The sequence below is a fragment of the Rubrivivax sp. JA1055 genome, from assembly GCF_020966565.1.
Classification (GTDB): Bacteria; Pseudomonadota; Gammaproteobacteria; order Burkholderiales; family Burkholderiaceae_C; genus Rubrivivax; species Rubrivivax benzoatilyticus.
Window position 1 is genome coordinate 91,021 of sequence record NZ_JAJKFP010000003.1, and the last position, 16,602, is coordinate 107,622.

Here is a 16,602-nt window from a genome sequence, read left to right on the forward strand (position 1 = left end):
AAGCCGTCCCAAGCCGTCCTGAACCCCGCCGCGGCCCCCGTCTTCGAGGGGGCGAGGCGTGCACAAGTCACCTGCCCGGCGCCGAACGCCGAGTCGCGGCGTCGCCTGCACTTACCATGGCGGCGGGCGCGTCGGCCCATGGCAAGGGGCGAGGTCTGCCCGTCGCCCCGGCGCCCCGGCAAGGCAGTCCAGGCGGAGCAACAACCCATGTGCGGCATCACCGGCCTCTTCGACACCCGCGGCACCCGTCCGGTGGACCCGGCCGTGCTCGCGCGCATGAACGACGCCCAGTGGCACCGCGGCCCCGACGAAGGCAGCGTGCACGTCGAGCCCGGCGTCGGCTTCGGCCACCGGCGGCTGTCGATCATCGACATCGCCACCGGCCAGCAGCCACTGTGCAACGAGGACGGCTCGGTCGTCGTCGTCTTCAACGGCGAGATCTACAACTACCAGGAGCTGATCCCCGAGCTCCAGGCGGCCGGCCACGTCTTCCACACCAAGAGCGACACCGAGTGCATCGTGCACGGCTGGGAGCAGTGGGGCGAACGCTGCGTCGAGCGCTTCCGCGGCATGTTCGCCTTCGTGCTCTGGGACCGCAACCGCCAGACGCTGTTCCTGGCGCGCGACCGCCTGGGCGTCAAGCCGCTGCACTACGCGCTGCTCGACGACGGCACGCTGCTCTTCGGCTCCGAGCTGAAGTCGCTGCTCGCCCACGGCGGCCTGAAGCGTGACCTCGACCCGCTGGCCGTCGAGGAGTACTTCGCGCTGGGCTACGTCGCCGAGCCGCGCACGATCTTCAGCCAGGCGCGCAAGCTGCCGCCCGCGCACACCCTGTGCATCCGCCGAGGGGAGCCGCTGCCCCAGCCGCGCGAGTACTGGGACGTGCACTTCACGCTCGGCAACCCGACCTCGGTGGAGGACGCCTGCGAGGAGCTGCAGCACCGCCTGCGCGAGTCGGTGCGGCTGCTCATGATCGCCGAGGTGCCGCTGGGCGCCTTCCTGTCCGGCGGCGTCGATTCCAGCGCCGTCGTCGCGACGATGGCCGGCCTGTCCGACGGCCCGGTCAACACCTGCAGCATCGCCTTCGACGACCCCAAGTTCAACGAGAGCGCGTTCGCGCAGCTCGTCGCCGACCGCTACCGCACCGACCACCGCGTCGAGACCGTCAAGTCCGACGACTTCGACCTCATCGACACGCTGGCGCGGCTGTACGACGAACCCTACGCCGACAGCTCGGCGATCCCCACCTACCGCGTCTGCCAGCTCGCGCGCAAGCACGTCACGGTGGCGCTGTCGGGCGACGCCGGCGACGAGAACTTCGGCGGCTACCGCCGCTACCGCCTGCACCTGATGGAGGAGCGCATGCGCTCGGCGCTGCCGGCGGCGGTGCGCCAGCCGGTGTTCGGCATGCTCGGCCGGCTCTACCCCAAGGCCGACTGGGCGCCGCGCGTGCTGCGCGCCAAGACCACCTTCGAGGGCATGGCGCGCAGCTCGGTCGAGGCCTACTTCCACTCGGTCTCGATCCTGCGCGGCGACATGCGCCGCCAGCTGTTCAGCCCGGCGCTGAAGCGCCTGCTCGCCGGCTACGACGCGCAGCAGGTCTTCGAGCACCATGCCGCACGCGCCGGCACCGACGACCCGCTGGCGCTGATCCAGTACCTGGACCTGAAGACCTACCTCGTCGGCGACATCAACACCAAGGTCGACCGCGCCAGCATGGCCCACAGCCTGGAGGTGCGCGAGCCGCTGATGGACCACAAGCTCGTCGAGTGGCTGGCCACGCTGCCGTCGTCGCTGAAGGTCCGCGGCCAGGAGGGCAAGTTCCTGCTGAAGAAGGCGATGGAGCCCATGCTGCCCGACGAGGTGCTGTATCGGCCGAAAATGGGGTTCTCGGTGCCGCTCGCGCGCTGGTTCCGCGGCCCGCTGAAGGACCGCGTGCGCGACGCCGTGCTCGGCGAGCGCCTGTCGGCGACGGGCTGGTTCGAGCGTTCCTATCTGCAGCACCTGGTGGATGCCCACCAGGCCGGCACCCGCGACTACAGCGCACCGCTGTGGACGCTGCTGATGTTTGAAGCTTTCCTGCGCAACGTCGTCGATGCCGGCGCCGTCGGCGCGCAGGGTATTTCGCGAGAGGCCGAAGCGCTGGCATGACATTGCGCGTCCTGCACGTCCTGGATCACTCCATCCCCCTGCACAGCGGCTACACCTTCCGCACGCTGTCGCTGCTGACCGAGCAGCGCCGCATGGGCTGGGAGACCTTCCATGTGACGAGTCCCAAACACGCCACCACCGTCCCCGAGGAGACGGTCGAAGGCTGGCATTTCTATCGCACCGTGGTGCCGGCCAGTGCCGGCGGCGTTCCCGGCCTCAACGAGATGGCGCTGATGCGCCGGCTGGAAAAGCGCATCAACGAGCTGACGCTCAAGCTGCGCCCGAACGTCATCCACGCCCATTCGCCGGTGCTCAACGCGCTGCCCGCGCTGCGCGTGGCCAAGCGCCAGCGCATCCCGGCGGTCTACGAGGTGCGCGCCTTCTGGGAGGACGCTGCCGTCGACCACGGCACGACCACCGAAGGCAGCCTGCGCTACCGCCTGACGCGGCGCATGGAGACCGCGGCGCTGAAGGAGGCGGCCACGTCTTCACGATCTGCGAGGGCCTGCGCGGCGACATCGTCGGCCGCGGCGTGGCCGGCGAGAAGATCACCGTCATTCCCAACGCGGTCGACGTCGACACCTTCGAGCCCGGCGGCCAGCCCGACGCGGCGCTGAAGGCCCGGCTGGGGCTGGACGGCGCCACCGTCGTCGGCTTCATCGGCAGCTTCTACGCCTACGAGGGCCTGGACCTGCTGCTCGACGCGATGCCGCGCCTGCTCAAGCGCCGGCCCGAGATGCGCGCGCTGCTCGTCGGCGGCGGCCCGCAGGAGCAACTGCTCAAGGAGCGTGCGCAGTCGCTGGGCATCGCCGACAAGGTGGTCTTCACCGGCCGTGTGCCGCACCAGGAGGTGCAGCGCTACTACGACCTCGTCGACGTGCTCGCCTACCCGCGCCACAGCATGCGGCTGACCGAGCTGGTCACGCCGCTGAAGCCGCTGGAGGCGATGGCCCAGGGCCGGCTGTTCGTCGCCAGCGACGTCGGCGGCCACAAGGAGCTGATCCGCAACCGCGAGACCGGCTGGCTGTTCCAGGCCGGCAGCGCCGAGGCCCTGGCCAACGCCGTCGACGACCTGCTGGCGCGCCGCGACCAGTGGCCGTCGCTGCGCGCCGCGGGCCGCGAGTTCGTCGAGCGCGAACGCACCTGGGCCAACTCGGCCGGGCTGTACCGCCCGGTCTACGAGCGCCTGATCGCCGCCGGGGGGCGCTGACGGTGGCCGACGGGACGCTGCGTGGACCCGGTGCCGGCGGCTCGCCGGCGGATACCCTGCGTCGCGTGCTGCGTGCCGTCGCCACCAACCAACTGGCGCGTTTTGCGCCTGCGCTCTACGTACGTCTCACCGGGCAGACCGGCCGCGGCGCCGCGGCCGAGGAAGCGGCTGCCGACGTGGCCGGCTACTTCCGCCTCTGCGTCGACGAGTATTTCGCCCGCCTCGGCATGGCGCCCCGGGACGCCGCCGCGTTCCTGGCCGGCAAGCAGCTGATGGAGTACGGCCCCGGCGACCTCCCGGGCGTCGCCGCGCTGATGGTGGCCCAGGGCGCCGAGCGGGTCTGCTGCGTCGACCGTTTCCCGCTCGTCAGCCTGTCCGACAAGAACGCCCGCGTCGTGTCCGATCTCGTCGCGGGCTGCGCCGATCCCGCGCAGCGCCCGCGGCTGCTGTCCTGCCTGCGCGATGCCGCTGACCCGCGTGCCGGCTTCGATCCCCGCCGCATCGAGTACCTCGTGCGTCCGAGCGGCCTGTCGGGGCTCGTGGACAGCGTCGACTTCGTCTTCTCGCGCGCGGTGCTGGAACACGTCGACGACCTCGAGGCCACCTTCGCCGACATGGTGCGCGCGATGAAACCCGGCGCCCTCGCGATCCACCTCGTCGACCTGCGCAGCCACGGGCTGCACCGCGAGAACCCGCTGGACTTCCTGGCCTGGTCGGAGGCGTCCTGGCGCTGGATGTACTCGGCCAAGGGCGTGCCCAACCGCTGGCGCATCGACCGCTACCGCCGCATCGTCGAGAGCCTGCCGGTCGAGGTCGTCGACTTCGAGCCGACGCATCGTGCCGCGGCGGCCGATGTGGCCGCCGTCCGTCCTTTCCTGGCCGAACCGTTCCGCGGCGTGTCCGACGAGGACCTGGCCGTGCTCGGCTTCTGGCTGGTGTTCCGAAAGCCCGGTGGGCCAGCGCCGTGACCGTGTCGGACACGCCCCGCATCGTCGTCCTCAGCAGCCTGTTCCCGAGCGCCGTGCAGCCCGGTGCCGGCCTCTTCGTGCGCGAGCGCATGTTCCGCGTCGGCCGCGAGCTGCCGCTGGCCGTGGTGGCGCCGACGCCGTGGTTCCCGCTGCAGTCGCTGCTGCGGCGCTTCAAGCCCGGCTTCCGGCCCGGGGCGCCGCGGCACGAGACGCAGCAGGGCCACGAGGTCTGGTTCCCGCGGTTTGTCAGCGTGCCCGGCGCGCTGAAAGGCTGGGACGGACTGGCGATGGCGCTGGCCGCCTGGCCGCGGCTGGCGCGCCTGAAGCGCGAAGGCCGGCTCGACCTGATCGACGCCCACTTCGCCTGTCCCGACGGTTATGCCGCGACGCTGCTCGGCCGCTGGCTGGGCGTGCCGGTGACGATCACGCTGCGCGGCACCGAGCAGCGCCAGGCGCACGACCCGGCGCTGGCGCCCAAGCTGCGCGCCGCGCTGCAGCGCGCGACGCAGGTCTTCGCGGTGTCGGAGTCGCTGCGCCAGGTGGCGCTGGGGCTGGGCATCGCGGCCGACAAGGTGCAGGTCGTCGGCAACGGCGTCGACCTGGCGCGCTTCAACCCGCTGCCGCGGGCCGAGGCGCGTGCCGCGCTGGGCCTGGCGGCCGACGCGCCGGTGCTGGTCAGCGTCGGCGGGCTGTGCGAACGCAAGGGCTTCCACCGCGTCATCGAGCGCCTGCCGGCGCTGCGCGAACGGTTTCCCGGCCTGGTCTACCTCGTCGTCGGCGGCCCCAGCCCCGAAGGTGACCTCGGCCCGCAGCTGCGCGCCCAGGTGGCTGCCGCCGGGCTGGGCGACGCGGTGCGTTTCCTCGGCCCGCTGCCGCCCGACGCGCTGCGCGGGCCGCTGTCGGCGGCCGACGTCTTCGTGCTCGCCACGCGCAACGAAGGCTGGGCCAACGTGTTCCTCGAAGCGATGGCCTGCGGTCTGCCGGTCGTGACCACCGCCGTCGGCGGCAACGCCGAAGTCGTCTGCCGCGCTGAACTGGGCAGCGTCGTGCCCTTCGGCGACGGCCCGGCGCTGGAAGCGGCCGTCGCCGACGCGCTGGCGCGCGACTGGGATGCCGACACGATCCGCCGCTACGCTGCGGCCAACACCTGGGACCGGCGTGTCGCCGAGCTCGTCGCCGTGTTCCGCACGCTGCACCGCGGCGCCGGCGAACGGGCGGCCGCCGCGGCCCCCTGAACACCATGAGCGGGCTCTACACGCGTTTCACCTCCGGCGTCCTGTTTCCGCTGCACGAGCGCCTGAAGCGCCACGACAGCGTCGCGGTGCGCCGCGGCCTGGAGGCCAGCCAGTGGTGGCCGCCCGAGCGCCTGGAGGCGCTGCGTGTCGAACGCCTGCGCACGCTGCTGACGCAGGCCGGCCAGCACGTGCCGTACTACCGCGAGCTGTTCGCTGAACACCGTTTCGACCCGGCGGCCGTCACCTCGGTGGCCGACCTGCAGCGCCTGCCCTTCCTGAGCAAGGCCGTCGTGCGCGCCCAGGGCGAGCGCCTGCGCCACGAGCAGGCCGAAGGCCTGGCGCGTTTCAACACCGGCGGCAGCTCCGGCGAGCCGCTGATCTTCTTCATCGGCCGCGAGCGTGTCAGCCACGACGTCGCCGCCAAGTGGCGCGCCACACGCTGGTGGGACGTGGACATCGGCGACCCCGAGATCGTCGTCTGGGGCAGCCCGATCGAACTCGGCGCCCAGGATCGCGTGCGCGCCTGGCGCGACCGCCTGCTGCGCACCGAGCTGTTGCCGGCCTTCGAGATGAGCGAGGCCAGGCTCGACGGCTTCGTCGCCGCGATCCGCGCGCGCCGGCCGAAGATGCTGTTCGGCTACCCCAGCGCGCTGAGCCACATCGCGTGCCACGCCGAGCGCCGCGGCCAGAGGATGGACGATCTCGGCATAGCGGTCGCCTTCGTCACCAGCGAACGGCTCTACGACGACCAGCGCGAGACGATCTCGCGCCTGTTCGGCTGCCGCGTCGCCAACGGCTACGGCAGCCGCGACGCCGGCTTCATCGCCCACGAGTGCCCCTCGGGCGGCCTGCACCTGACGGCCGAGGACGTGATCGTCGAGATCGTCGCGCCCGATGGCCGCGTGCTGCCGCCGGGGCAGTCGGGGGAGATCGTCGTCACGCACCTGGCGACCAAGGACTTCCCGTTCATCCGCTACCGCACCGGCGACGTCGCCGTGCTCGACACCGCGCGCTGCGCCTGCGGCCGCACGCTGCCGCTGGTGAAGGAGATCCAGGGCCGCAGCACCGACTTCATCGTCGCCGCCGACGGCACCGTGATGCACGGCCTGGCGCTGGTCTACGTCGTGCGCGACCTGCCCGGCGTGCGCGGCTTCAAGATCGTGCAGCACAGCCTGCAGCGCACCGAGGTGCAGCTCGTCGCCGACGAGGGCTTCGACCGCCCGGCGCGCGCCGCCGAGATCCAGGCCGGGCTGAAGCGCCGCCTGGGTGCCGGCGTGCAGGTGGACGTGAGCTACGTCGACGCCATCGCGCCGGAGAAGTCGGGCAAGTACCGCTACGTGGTCAGCCACGTGGCCGCGGCGCCGGCGCAGGAGGGCGTGCCGCATGCGTGACATCCTGATCATGATGATCGTGATGCCGCTGGCGCTGATGGCGCTGCGGCGGCCGTGGATCGGCGTGCTGCTGTGGACATGGCTGAGCCTGATGAATCCGCACCGCTTCGCCTACGGCTTCGCGCTGACAGCGCCGGTGGCTGCGCTGGCGGCGGTCTGCACGCTGGTCGGCATGCTGGCGGCGAGGGACGCGCGCGAGTCGCCGTTCAAGGGCGCGCCGCCGGTGATCCTGGCGATCTTCATGGGCTGGATGACGATCTCGTGGCTGATGGGCCTGGACCCCGAGCGTGACTACGCGCAGTGGGACAAGGTCATGAAGGTCAACCTGATGGTCCTCGTGACCCTGATGCTGATCCGCACGCGGTTCCAGATCATGACCTTCGTCTGGGTCGCCACGCTGTCGCTGGCGATGCTCGGCATCAAGGGCGGGCTGTTCACGATCGCCACCGGCGGCGCCCACCGCGTCTGGGGGCCGCCCGGCACCTTCATCTACGACAACAACCACCTCGCGCTGGCGCTGGTGATGACGATCCCGCTGCTGCGCTTCCTGCAACTGCAGGTGACCGGCACCTGGCTGAAGGCCAGCCTGACCGCCGGCATGTTCCTCGTGGCGGCGGCGGCGCTGGGCAGCCAGTCGCGCGGCGGCTTTCTCGCGATCTGCGCGATGGGCCTCGTGCTGTGGTGGCGGGGGCGCAACCGTTTCCTGACGGCGGTCATCCTCGTGGTGTCGGCGCTGCTGCTGCTGACGATGATGCCGCCCGAATGGGCCGACCGGATCTCCACGATCGGCGAGTACCAGGAGGACGATTCGGCCATGGGGCGGCTGACCGCCTGGCGGCTGGCCTGGGAGGTCGCGCTGCACTACCCGTTCGGGGTCGGGTTCAACGCCGGACGCCCGGAGCTGTACCAGCAGTTCGGCCTGTTCACCGTCGTCGGCAACCCGGTTGCGCACAGCATCTATTTCCAGATCCTCGGCCAGCACGGCTTCGTGGGGCTCGGCCTGTTCCTGCTGCTCTGGCTGGTGACCTGGAACGCGGCCGGCCGCCTGCGCAAGGAGACGCGGGGCATCCCGCAGGCGCGCTGGGCGGGTGACCTCGGCGCCATGTGCCAGGTCTCGCTGGTCGGCTACGCGGTCGGCGGCGCCTTCCTGAACCTTGCGCACTTCGACTGGCCCTACAACGTCATGGCCATGGTGGTGATGGTCCGCGTCTGGGTGCGCCGGCGAAGCTGGGAGACCGAGCCCGTGCCCGAGTCGCCCAAGCGCTGGCAGCGCCTGCTCGGCATCGTGCCGCCGAAGCCGCCGAAGACCCCGCTGGCGAAGGAGGCCACGTGATCCGCGCCGCGCTCGGACTCGCCTCGCCGGCCGGTGCCCGCGCCCGCCTGTCCATCCTCATCTTTCACCGGGTGCTGCCCGAGCCGGACCCGCTGTTTCCGCAGGAGATGCATGCGGCGCGCTTCGACGCCCTGTGCGGCTGGCTCTCGACGTGGTTCAACGTGCTGCCGCTGGACGAGGCAGGACGTCGCCTGCGCGATGGCAGCCTGCCCTCTCGCGCGCTGGCGATCACCTTCGATGACGGCTACGCCGACAACCACGACGTCGCCTTGCCGATCCTTCGCCGGCACGGCCTGAACGCGACCTTCTTCGTCGCCAGCGGCTTCCTCGACGGCGGCATCATGTGGAACGACGTGCTGATCGAGGCCGTGCGGCGCACGACGGCTCCGAGCCTGGACGTCGAGGCGCGTGTCGGCCTGCCGCTCGGACGCCTGCCGGTGGTGACCGTCGCCGAGCGCCGCCAGGCCGCCGAGGCGCTGATCCGGGCCTTGAAGTACGTCGGCCGCGACGAGCGCCGGCGGGCCACCGAGGCCGTCGCGCGGGTCGCGGGGGTCCAGCTGCCGCGCGACATGATGATGACGGGCGCTCAGGTCCGCGCGCTGCATGCCGCGGGCATGCGCATCGGCGGCCATACCGTCGATCACCCCATCCTGGCCCGGCTCGACAGCGGCACCGCGCGGGCCGAGATCGTCGGCGGCAAGGCCGTGCTGGAGACGCTGATCGACGCGCCGGTCCGCCTGTTCGCCTATCCGAACGGCCGGCCGGGAGAAGACTTCACCCGCGAGCACGTCGTGATGGCCCGCGAGGCGGGTTTCGAGCTGGCGGTCACGACGGACTGGGGCGCAGCGCGCCGCGACACCGATCCCTTGCGCCTTCCGCGCTTCACCCCCTGGGACCTGGGGCGGAGCCGCTTCGGCATGCGACTGCTTGCCAATCTGCTGGTCCGCGACCGGTCGGGGCCGGAGGACGCCGCATGTTCGAGAGGCTGATGCTGCGCGCCTTGTCGCGCTATCTCATGAATCCGCATACCCAGCGTTTCAAGTGGCGGGCCTATGCCGCGGGGCTGAAGGCGCTGGAACGCACCGAAGGGCTGGTCGACGCGCGCCTTCGCTCCGGCGAGGTGTTCCAGGTTCCCGCCCATGACTACGCGGGAGCCCGCCTCGCCTTGACCGGGCAGTGGGAGCCCACCGTCACCGCCGTCATCCGGCACCTGCTGCGGCCCGGTGACGTGTTCGTCGATGTCGGCGCGAACTTCGGCTACTACAGCATTGCCGCGGCCCGTTGGGTGGGGCCGCAGGGCCGGGTCTTCGCGTTCGAGTGCGCGCCCCGCGCGCTGGGCCTGCTGAAGACGAACGTCGCGCTCAACCGCTGCGCGGACACCGTCCGCGTGCAGGACTGCGGCCTGAGCGACGAGTCCGGCGAGATGCGCTTCTTCCAGTCGCGCCTGGACACCGGCTGGAGCTCGCTCGATCCGATCCCCGACGCCGAGGAGCTTCGTGTCTCGATCCGGCGCCTCGACGAACTGGACCTGGCGGGCCCCGACATCCGCCTGGTCAAGATCGACGTCGAAGGCGGCGAGGCCAAGGTCTTGCGGGGCATGCAGGCGGTGTTCGCGCGCGGCAGCCGCCCGTTCGTCATCGCCGAGATCACGCCGCGCTTCAAGGCGCGCGGCGGCGCGGCGCCGCTGGACACCTTTGCCTACCTCGGCGAGTTCGGCTACGAGGCCTTGCGCATCCCGCGCATCAAGGCCGAGTACGGCCCCCATTCGCCGGCGGGGTTCTCGTTGTCGCGGACCAGCGCCGCCGAGATCGAGCGCGCGGGCCGCCAGGAGGACGTTCTCTTCGTCCCGGCTGGAGAGGCATCGCGGCTGACCGGGGCGATTCCCTTCGCCTAGTGCACGCCGGCGGCTGCCGGCGGCGGCGCGCGGGGTGCAGCATTTGATTACAACCGCCCCCGCCCAATTTCCCCTGGGCTGATCCCGGCTGGGGAAAGCCTGATATGTTGGGCGGCAGCCGCTCGGTCATCTCAAAGACTGAATTCTGGCGTCCGCGGTCGTGCCGTCGTTCGGGGTGGCCTGACTGGACGTTTGTCCGTCCACCGCCGTGAGTGCGGTGCGATCATTCGGCGGGTTTGCCTGATGCGGTCCTTTGCCGGTATTTTGCCGGTTCATATGGGGTTCATTTCCAGCAGTGTTTGCCCCGGCCATGGCGTGCGGTGGCTTGCATTGCATCGGCGATGATTTCAATCGGGGAAAGGGTCGGTCGATTGCGGCTTTATTACTATCGACATCCGTCCGGCAATTTCGGTGACGACCTGAATCTGTGGCTCTGGCCACGGCTGCTCGGCCCGACATTCTTCGATGACGACCCCGACGAACTGCTCGTCGGCATCGGCACGCTGCTCAATCACCGTGTGCCGGTCGCCCGCCGGACGCTCGTCTTCGGCGCCGGCCATGGCTATGGCACCGTCCCCTCGATTGATGATCGCTGGCATTTCTTCTGTGTCCGCGGGCCGTTGACCGCTCGCGCCCTCGGGCTGCCGCCCGAACTCGCCGTGACCGACCCCGCGATACTCGTGGCGGACAGCGCACGCGCCCTCGCTGCACCGGTTCCCGGCCGCGTCGGTTTCATGCCCCATTGCGACAGTGCGGAGGCTTTCGACTGGGCGGCGGTCGCGCACGATGCCGGCCTGCATTACATCGATCCGCGCCACCCGGTCGACACCGTGCTCCGCGACATCGGCCGTTGCGAAAAACTCGTCAGCGAGGCGATGCATGGCGCCATCGTGGCCGACGCGCTGCGCGTTCCATGGATTGCCGTGCGCGCCTACCCGCACATCGCCGACTTCAAATGGCAGGACTGGACCGAGGCGATGCGGGTCCGGTATTGCCCGGATGCGCTGCAGCCCTTGTGGAGCCTCTGCCTCGGGCTGCCCTGGCGGGACCGCGCCAAGCAGGCCGTCAAGCGGCGGTTGTTCGCCAGCGGTCTGTACCGCGCCGACTGGGAGCCCCCGTTGCCGAAGTGCAGCCCGCCGGAGGAACGTGAGGCCGCGGTGGCCGCGCTGCGCCGGTTGTCTTCCCAGGGCGGGCAGCTCTCCGACCCGAGGACACATGACGCCCGGCTCGCGTCCATGCACACGGCGCTGGAGGCACTGCGGCAGCACGGGCGGGCGGCGCTGGCCGCCGGGTGAACGCCGGCCTCCGGGCCAATGCCGGGCGTGAAGCACTGCGCAGGTCGCACGTGCCCGGCGCTCCCCACCGCCCCGAACGCGGGGGGGATGGCACGAGCCGGGATGCAACAATCGTCCATCCTCTGACGGGCATGCCTCTGTGGCGCGGCCCGGTCGCCTTCCGCCTCCAGCCTTGCATCCCCGAATATCAGTCGTCGTGCCGTCGTACAACGGCGGCCGTTATCTGCCGGCGACGCTTCGCAGCATATTGGCGCAGCAGGGTGCCGAACTCGAGGTCGTCGTCGTCGACGACGGCTCCACCGACGGCAGCGCCGAGATGGTTGCCCGCGATTTTCCGCAGGTGCGCCTCATCCGCCAGCAAAACCAGGGGGTGTCGGTCGCCCGGAACCGTGGCATCGATGCTGCCCGGCATGAATGGGTGGCTTTTCTCGATGCCGACGACATTTGGCTTCCGGGGAAGCTGAAGGCACAGCTCGAGCGTCTCCGGGATGTGCCCGAGGCGCGCATGGTCTATACCGCCTGGCACGTCTGGACGAGTTCTGAAGAAACCCCTGGATGTGATTGGCTGGCGGGTTTGGTGGAGGGTCCGGCGGCGCTCCCCGAAGAATCCGGTCCGGACGGCTGGATATATCCCGAGCTGCTGCTCGACTGCCATGTCTGGACTTCCACGACGATGGCCCGCACCGATTTCCTGCGCGAACTCGGCGGCTTCGATCCGGCCTTGCGCATTGGCGAGGATTACGACCTCTGGCTGCGCGCCTCGCGGCTGACGCCGATCCTGCGCATTGACAAGCCGTTGGCCCTCTACCGGATGCACCCCGGCAACGTCACGAAAGGCGTGCCGCGGGCCAATTACAAGGGCGAGATCGTCGAGCGTGCGCTGCGCCAGTGGGGCTACGCCGGGCCGGACGGACGCCAGGCGCGGCGGCGTGACGTCGACAAAGGCCTGGCCCGGAGCTGGAGCGACTACGCGGGGGCCCACCTGATCGGGGGGGATGTCGACATCGCCTGGCGCGCCGCCCGCCGCGCCGTCGCCCTGGACCCGAGCATGGCGCTGGCCTGGACGGTGCTGCTCAAGTCGATGCTGAAGACGCTGCCGGGGAGGCGCCGCCGTGCCGCGCCGTGACGGTCCGCTGCGCCAGTCGCTGTCCTTGTCGAGCCATGGCGTCGGTCGCCGCGTGGCCGGCGGCGTCGGCTTCCAGCTGCTCGGCATCGGCCTGCGCACGCTGCTGACCTTCGGGTCGACTGCCTTTCTGGCCCGGCTGCTGACGCCGGCGGACTTCGGCTACGTCGCGATGGCGACGGTGGTGACCGAGTTCGCCGCGCTGCTCGGCACCTTCGGCTTCTCCAGCGTGCTCGTGCAGCGCCGCGTGATCTGCCGCCTGCAGCTCGACACGCTGTTCTGGACGCTGTCGGTCATCGGGCTGCTGCTGGCGCTGTTCGTGTTCGGCTTCTCGTTCGTCGCGGTGCGTGTGTTCGACGACGCCACCGTCGGCCCGCTGCTGCGCGTCATGGCGCTGAACTTCGCCATCGGCGGGCTCACCGCCGTGCCGTGGGTCGTGCTGTCGCGGCTGATGCGGTTCGGGGCCAACTTCTGGATCGGCATCGTCACCGTCGTCGTCCGGATGGCCGTGGCCATCGGCTGCGCCTACGCCGGCCTGGGCATGTGGAGCCTGGTGATCGGCTCGCTGGTCGGCACGATCACGAACGCGGTCATGCATTTCGCCTACGTGCCCTACCTGCCGCGCTGGCGCTACCACTGGCCGTTCATCGCCCGGACCTGGAAGACGAGCGCGAGCTACTTCGGCAACACCGCGCTGTACTACGCCAGCATGAACCTGGACCTGCTGCTGATCGGCCGGCGGCTCGGCGCGGCGCCGCTGGGCTACTACCAGAACGCCCGCTCGCTCACCGAGGAGATCCGCGGCCGCATCGCGATGCCGATCCAGCAGGTGCTGTTCCCGGCCTTCTCCTCGCTGCAGAACGACGCCGAGCGTTTCGGGCAGCTCGTGCAGCGTGCCGGCCGGCTGCTGGCCGCTGCCGTCGTGCCGGTCGGGGTGGGCGTCAGCGCCAATGCCGAGGCTCTGGTGCTCGCGCTGTACGGCGAGCAGTGGACGGCGATGATCCCGGTGATGGCGATGTTCGGGTTTGCCGCGGCGCTGCGGGCCTCGACGGCGATCTCCATCCCGCTGTTCAACGCCAACGACCAGGCCGGCCTGGCGTTCCGCTACAACGTGGTGGGCACCCTGCTGACGATGGCGGGTGTCCTGGTGACGATGCCCTTCGGCGTCACGGCGGTGGCCGCCAGCGTTGCCGTGACCTCGCTGTTCGGCCTCGCGACGCTGGCACGTGCGCTCAAGCTGATCGGCCTGCCGCCGAGCGCGCTGTATCGCATGCTGGCCGCGCCGGCCGTCGCGTCGGCCGCGATGTTCCTGGCCACCTGGGCGGCCTCCGGCTGGCTGCTCGGCCCCGCGCCGCTGCGCCTGCTGATCCAGGTGGCCGGCGGTTCCGTGGTCTACCTGGGCGTGTTGCACCTGCTGTCGAGGCAGTATCTGGCCGACTTCCGGCAGGTGCTGGGCGTGATCAGGCAGCGCCCGCAGCGCTGACCCGGCGGCGCGGTCAGCGTCCCAGAACGCGCCTGACCGTCCGGCCGATGCCGGCGCGGATCTTCAGCAGCGCCGCGCTCGTCTCGCTCGGCCACCCGGCCTGGCGGCTGCGCCACAACTCGTCGTGCAATCCGACGTTGAGCCACTGCTGCGCGCGCAGGCGGGTGTCGAAGCGTGCCGGGAACGCCTGTCCCGGAGCGCGCGTTACCTGGTCATAGGCCGCGAGAAAGCACCCGGCGACCCAGTCGGGCCGCCAGTGCCGTTCCATCCACTGCCGTGAGTGCAGGCCGATCTCGCGCACGAGCGTGGCGTCACGGCACAGGGCGAGCAGCACGTCGTGGGCGTTCTCCATCCCGACGTTGATGGCCGGGAAGTCGGTCTGCCCGGTCAGCGCCGCGAGGGCCTCCAGCGTCCGGCGGTCGAGAAAGGTCGCACAGGCCAGCCCGGACTGCAGAGCCTCCAGCGTGTTGAGGTGGTAGCTGCCGGTGACGAGGTCGTCGATGAACAGGTCACAGCGGGTCTTGCGTCGCAGGCACTCGGTGTGGCCCACCTGCTCGATGAGGTCGAACTCCACCGCCAGACCTTGCTGCCGCGCCGAGCGCCCCAGCCGGGCGAGCAGCTTGACGGTCTCGGGGTAGCCCTTGGTGTCCCAGCGCGACGACCGTGCCGGCGTGAAGCGGCTGGGGGCGTAGCCGATGCGCAGCGGCGCGTCAGTCGGCACCGGTTCCCTGGGCGGGACGAACACCATGTTCGGCACAGGCTGGGCGTCCGGGTAGTAACGCTCAGGGTACTGGCCGATAACCAGCTTCGGGATCGGGCAGCCGAGCACCTGCTGCACCGTCTGTCCCATCGCCCGGGCGACGAGCTCGGGATTCGAGTGGAAGTGGCGCACCATCGGCAGCCCACGCGCCCACAGCGCCCGGAAGTCGATCGGCGCGAAGGCCTGGCAGTCCAGGTCGATGAAGTTGTGCAGGTGCAGCAGGTCGCAGCGGCCGACCAGGTCGAGGATCTCCTCGCGGTGCAGCGCCCACTGGAGGTCCATCTCGAACGCCATCTTGTCGTAGGCGCCGCCCTGCGTGTCGAGCACGGCCCAGCGGGCCTGCACGCCGGGCACGGTGTTGAGCGCGCGGCAGATGCTGCCGGGAGCGCCGACCAGCGGCGTCAGGGAGAGGTGGACGACGAGCATCGGGAGGAGCGGTGCAAAGGCCGGCAACCTGGTGACGCGGTGCCGGTCAGGCCGGGTCCAGTGCGGCCATGCGGGCCAGGATGTCGAGGTGGCTCTGCAGCGAGCTCGGGCCCGAGGTCAGCACCCGGCGGGCCGGCTCCAGCGTGCAGGCGAGCCGGCCGTCGAGCGCGTCCGCCCAGGCGTCCGCCAGTGCCGCGGGTGTCTGCGCCTCGCACAGCAGCCCGGCGTCGGACAGCGCGCGGTAGATCGGGTAGGACGGGTAGGTGGGGTTCCAGCCGCCGCTGACGGTGGTCGTCTTGCCGATGCCCAGCGGCTCCAGCACGTTGTGGTCCACGCCGACGTGCGCCACGTCGGCGGCGGCGTAGAAGTCGCGCAGCTCGCCCATCGTGTCGAGCACCAGGACGTCGAACGCCGTGGCCGGTGGCACGGGCTCCGAGCGCCGCAGGGCGCGCAGGCCGCGGCGCTGCATCGCCGCATCCAGCGCGTCCAGGTTGGCCTGCACCTCGGGGTGGCGCGGGGCCAGCACGAGCAGGCCGCCGCCACGGCGGCGGCGCAGGTCGATGAAGGCGTCGAGCAGCAGGTCCTGCTCGGTCTCCTGGGTCAGCGAGCCGGCGACGATGACAGGCCCGGCGCCGGCGAGCAGTGGTTCCAGGCCCGGGGGCAGAGCCCGCCCGGACGCCGGCAGCGGGCCGCGCAGCACGTCGAGCTTGAGGTTGCCGACGACGTGCACCCGCGACGGCGCGATGCCTTCGCCGACGAGCCGCTCGCGGATGGCGCCGGTCTGGACGCAGAACACGTCGACCGCCTGCAGCAGGCTCTGGCCGAGCAGCCGGCGTTCGAGGTGGTCCATGCGGCTGGCCGGCGCGTAGCCGTAGAGCCAGCCGTTGGCCACCAGCAGCCGCGAGCCGCGGCGCTTGGCCTCCAGCAGCAGAGCCGACGAGCAGCGGCAGGGCGCGTCGCCGGGCAGCAGCGGGATCTCGGCCACCAGCGTCAGCCGTGGCGGCCGTGCGGCGGCCAGCGCCTTCGCGTCCTGGCTGTGGCCCAGGCTGACGATGACCTCGGCGTCGGGAAAGCGCCGGCGGTAGCTGTCCACGTAGTGCGCGTGGTCGGTGACGAGCACCATGCGCAGCTGCGGCAGGCGGGCGCGCACCGCCTCCAGCAGCGGCGCGGTGGCATTGAGTTCGCCGATCGTCGACACGAACGCCCACCAGGCCGGCTGCGGGGCGCCCGCGTCGATGGCGACCATCGGCCGGACCTGCGAGCCGCGCAGGTCGCTCAGCCGTTCCAGGGCCTGGTAGGCCAGCAGGCGGGCGCGGGTGCCGAGGGGCAGCAT

General features: G+C 71.1%; 12 protein-coding genes and 1 pseudogene. 11 read left to right on the plus strand and 2 right to left on the minus strand.

Features of this window, described 5'->3' with window-relative positions; translation table 11 throughout:
- Positions 1 to 207 precede the first annotated feature (207 nt).
- The 11 genes and pseudogenes from LOC65_RS06050 to LOC65_RS06100 all read left to right on the plus strand — a co-directional run bounded on the left by LOC65_RS06050 (position 208) and on the right by LOC65_RS06100 (position 14,083).
- Complete coding sequence (locus LOC65_RS06050; protein WP_230246927.1) at positions 208 to 2,151, plus strand: XrtA/PEP-CTERM system amidotransferase; 1,944 nt, start codon at positions 208 to 210, stop codon at positions 2,149 to 2,151.
- A gap of 2 nt (positions 2,152 to 2,153) precedes the next feature.
- Positions 2,154 to 3,361, plus strand: a pseudogene (locus tag LOC65_RS06055) (TIGR04063 family PEP-CTERM/XrtA system glycosyltransferase).
- 65 nt (positions 3,362 to 3,426) lie between these two features.
- Positions 3,427 to 4,329, plus strand: a complete 903-nt coding sequence (locus tag LOC65_RS06060) for a methyltransferase domain-containing protein (RefSeq protein WP_230246928.1) — start codon at positions 3,427 to 3,429, stop codon at positions 4,327 to 4,329.
- A 2-nt stretch (positions 4,330 to 4,331) separates the two neighbouring features.
- On the plus strand, positions 4,332 to 5,564 hold the full coding sequence (locus tag LOC65_RS06065; protein WP_230246929.1) for a glycosyltransferase: 1,233 nt from the start codon (positions 4,332 to 4,334) through the stop codon (positions 5,562 to 5,564).
- Between the two features lie 5 nt (positions 5,565 to 5,569).
- The gene (locus LOC65_RS06070) at positions 5,570 to 6,955 is read left to right on the plus strand and encodes a phenylacetate--CoA ligase family protein (protein ID WP_230246930.1); all 1,386 of its coding nucleotides are present in this window, start codon (positions 5,570 to 5,572) and stop codon (positions 6,953 to 6,955) included.
- Positions 6,948 to 8,288 carry a putative O-glycosylation ligase, exosortase A system-associated gene (locus LOC65_RS06075; protein WP_230246931.1) on the plus strand — a complete coding sequence of 447 codons (1,341 nt, stop codon included), beginning with the start codon at positions 6,948 to 6,950 and terminating at the stop codon, positions 8,286 to 8,288. The genes LOC65_RS06070 and LOC65_RS06075 overlap by 8 nt, the downstream gene beginning before the upstream one ends.
- Positions 8,285 to 9,277 carry a polysaccharide deacetylase family protein gene (locus tag LOC65_RS06080; protein WP_230246932.1) on the plus strand — a complete coding sequence of 331 codons (993 nt, stop codon included), beginning with the start codon at positions 8,285 to 8,287 and terminating at the stop codon, positions 9,275 to 9,277. The genes LOC65_RS06075 and LOC65_RS06080 overlap by 4 nt, the downstream gene beginning before the upstream one ends.
- Positions 9,262 to 10,182, plus strand: a complete 921-nt coding sequence (locus tag LOC65_RS06085) for an FkbM family methyltransferase (RefSeq protein WP_230246933.1) — start codon at positions 9,262 to 9,264, stop codon at positions 10,180 to 10,182. The genes LOC65_RS06080 and LOC65_RS06085 overlap by 16 nt, the downstream gene beginning before the upstream one ends.
- Positions 10,183 to 10,523: 341 nt before the next feature.
- Complete coding sequence (locus tag LOC65_RS06090; protein WP_230246934.1) at positions 10,524 to 11,477, plus strand: polysaccharide pyruvyl transferase family protein; 954 nt, start codon at positions 10,524 to 10,526, stop codon at positions 11,475 to 11,477.
- Between the two features lie 139 nt (positions 11,478 to 11,616).
- Positions 11,617 to 12,603, plus strand: coding sequence for a glycosyltransferase (locus LOC65_RS06095; RefSeq protein WP_310736917.1), 987 nt, complete (start codon positions 11,617 to 11,619; stop codon positions 12,601 to 12,603).
- Positions 12,590 to 14,083 (plus strand): lipopolysaccharide biosynthesis protein, encoded by a 1,494-nt coding sequence (locus LOC65_RS06100; RefSeq protein WP_230246936.1) that lies wholly within the window; start codon positions 12,590 to 12,592, stop codon positions 14,081 to 14,083. Before LOC65_RS06095 ends, LOC65_RS06100 begins: the two co-directional genes overlap by 14 nt.
- A 13-nt stretch (positions 14,084 to 14,096) precedes the next feature.
- Here LOC65_RS06100 and LOC65_RS06105 read toward each other — a convergent pair whose 3' ends face one another.
- A complete protein-coding gene (locus LOC65_RS06105; RefSeq protein ID WP_230246937.1) occupies positions 14,097 to 15,269 on the minus strand; it encodes a hypothetical protein in 1,173 nt (390 codons plus the stop codon).
- A 46-nt stretch (positions 15,270 to 15,315) separates the two neighbouring features.
- Positions 15,316 to 16,602 carry a 3-deoxy-D-manno-octulosonic acid transferase gene (locus LOC65_RS06110; protein ID WP_230246938.1) on the minus strand — a complete coding sequence of 429 codons (1,287 nt, stop codon included), beginning with the start codon at positions 16,600 to 16,602 and terminating at the stop codon, positions 15,316 to 15,318.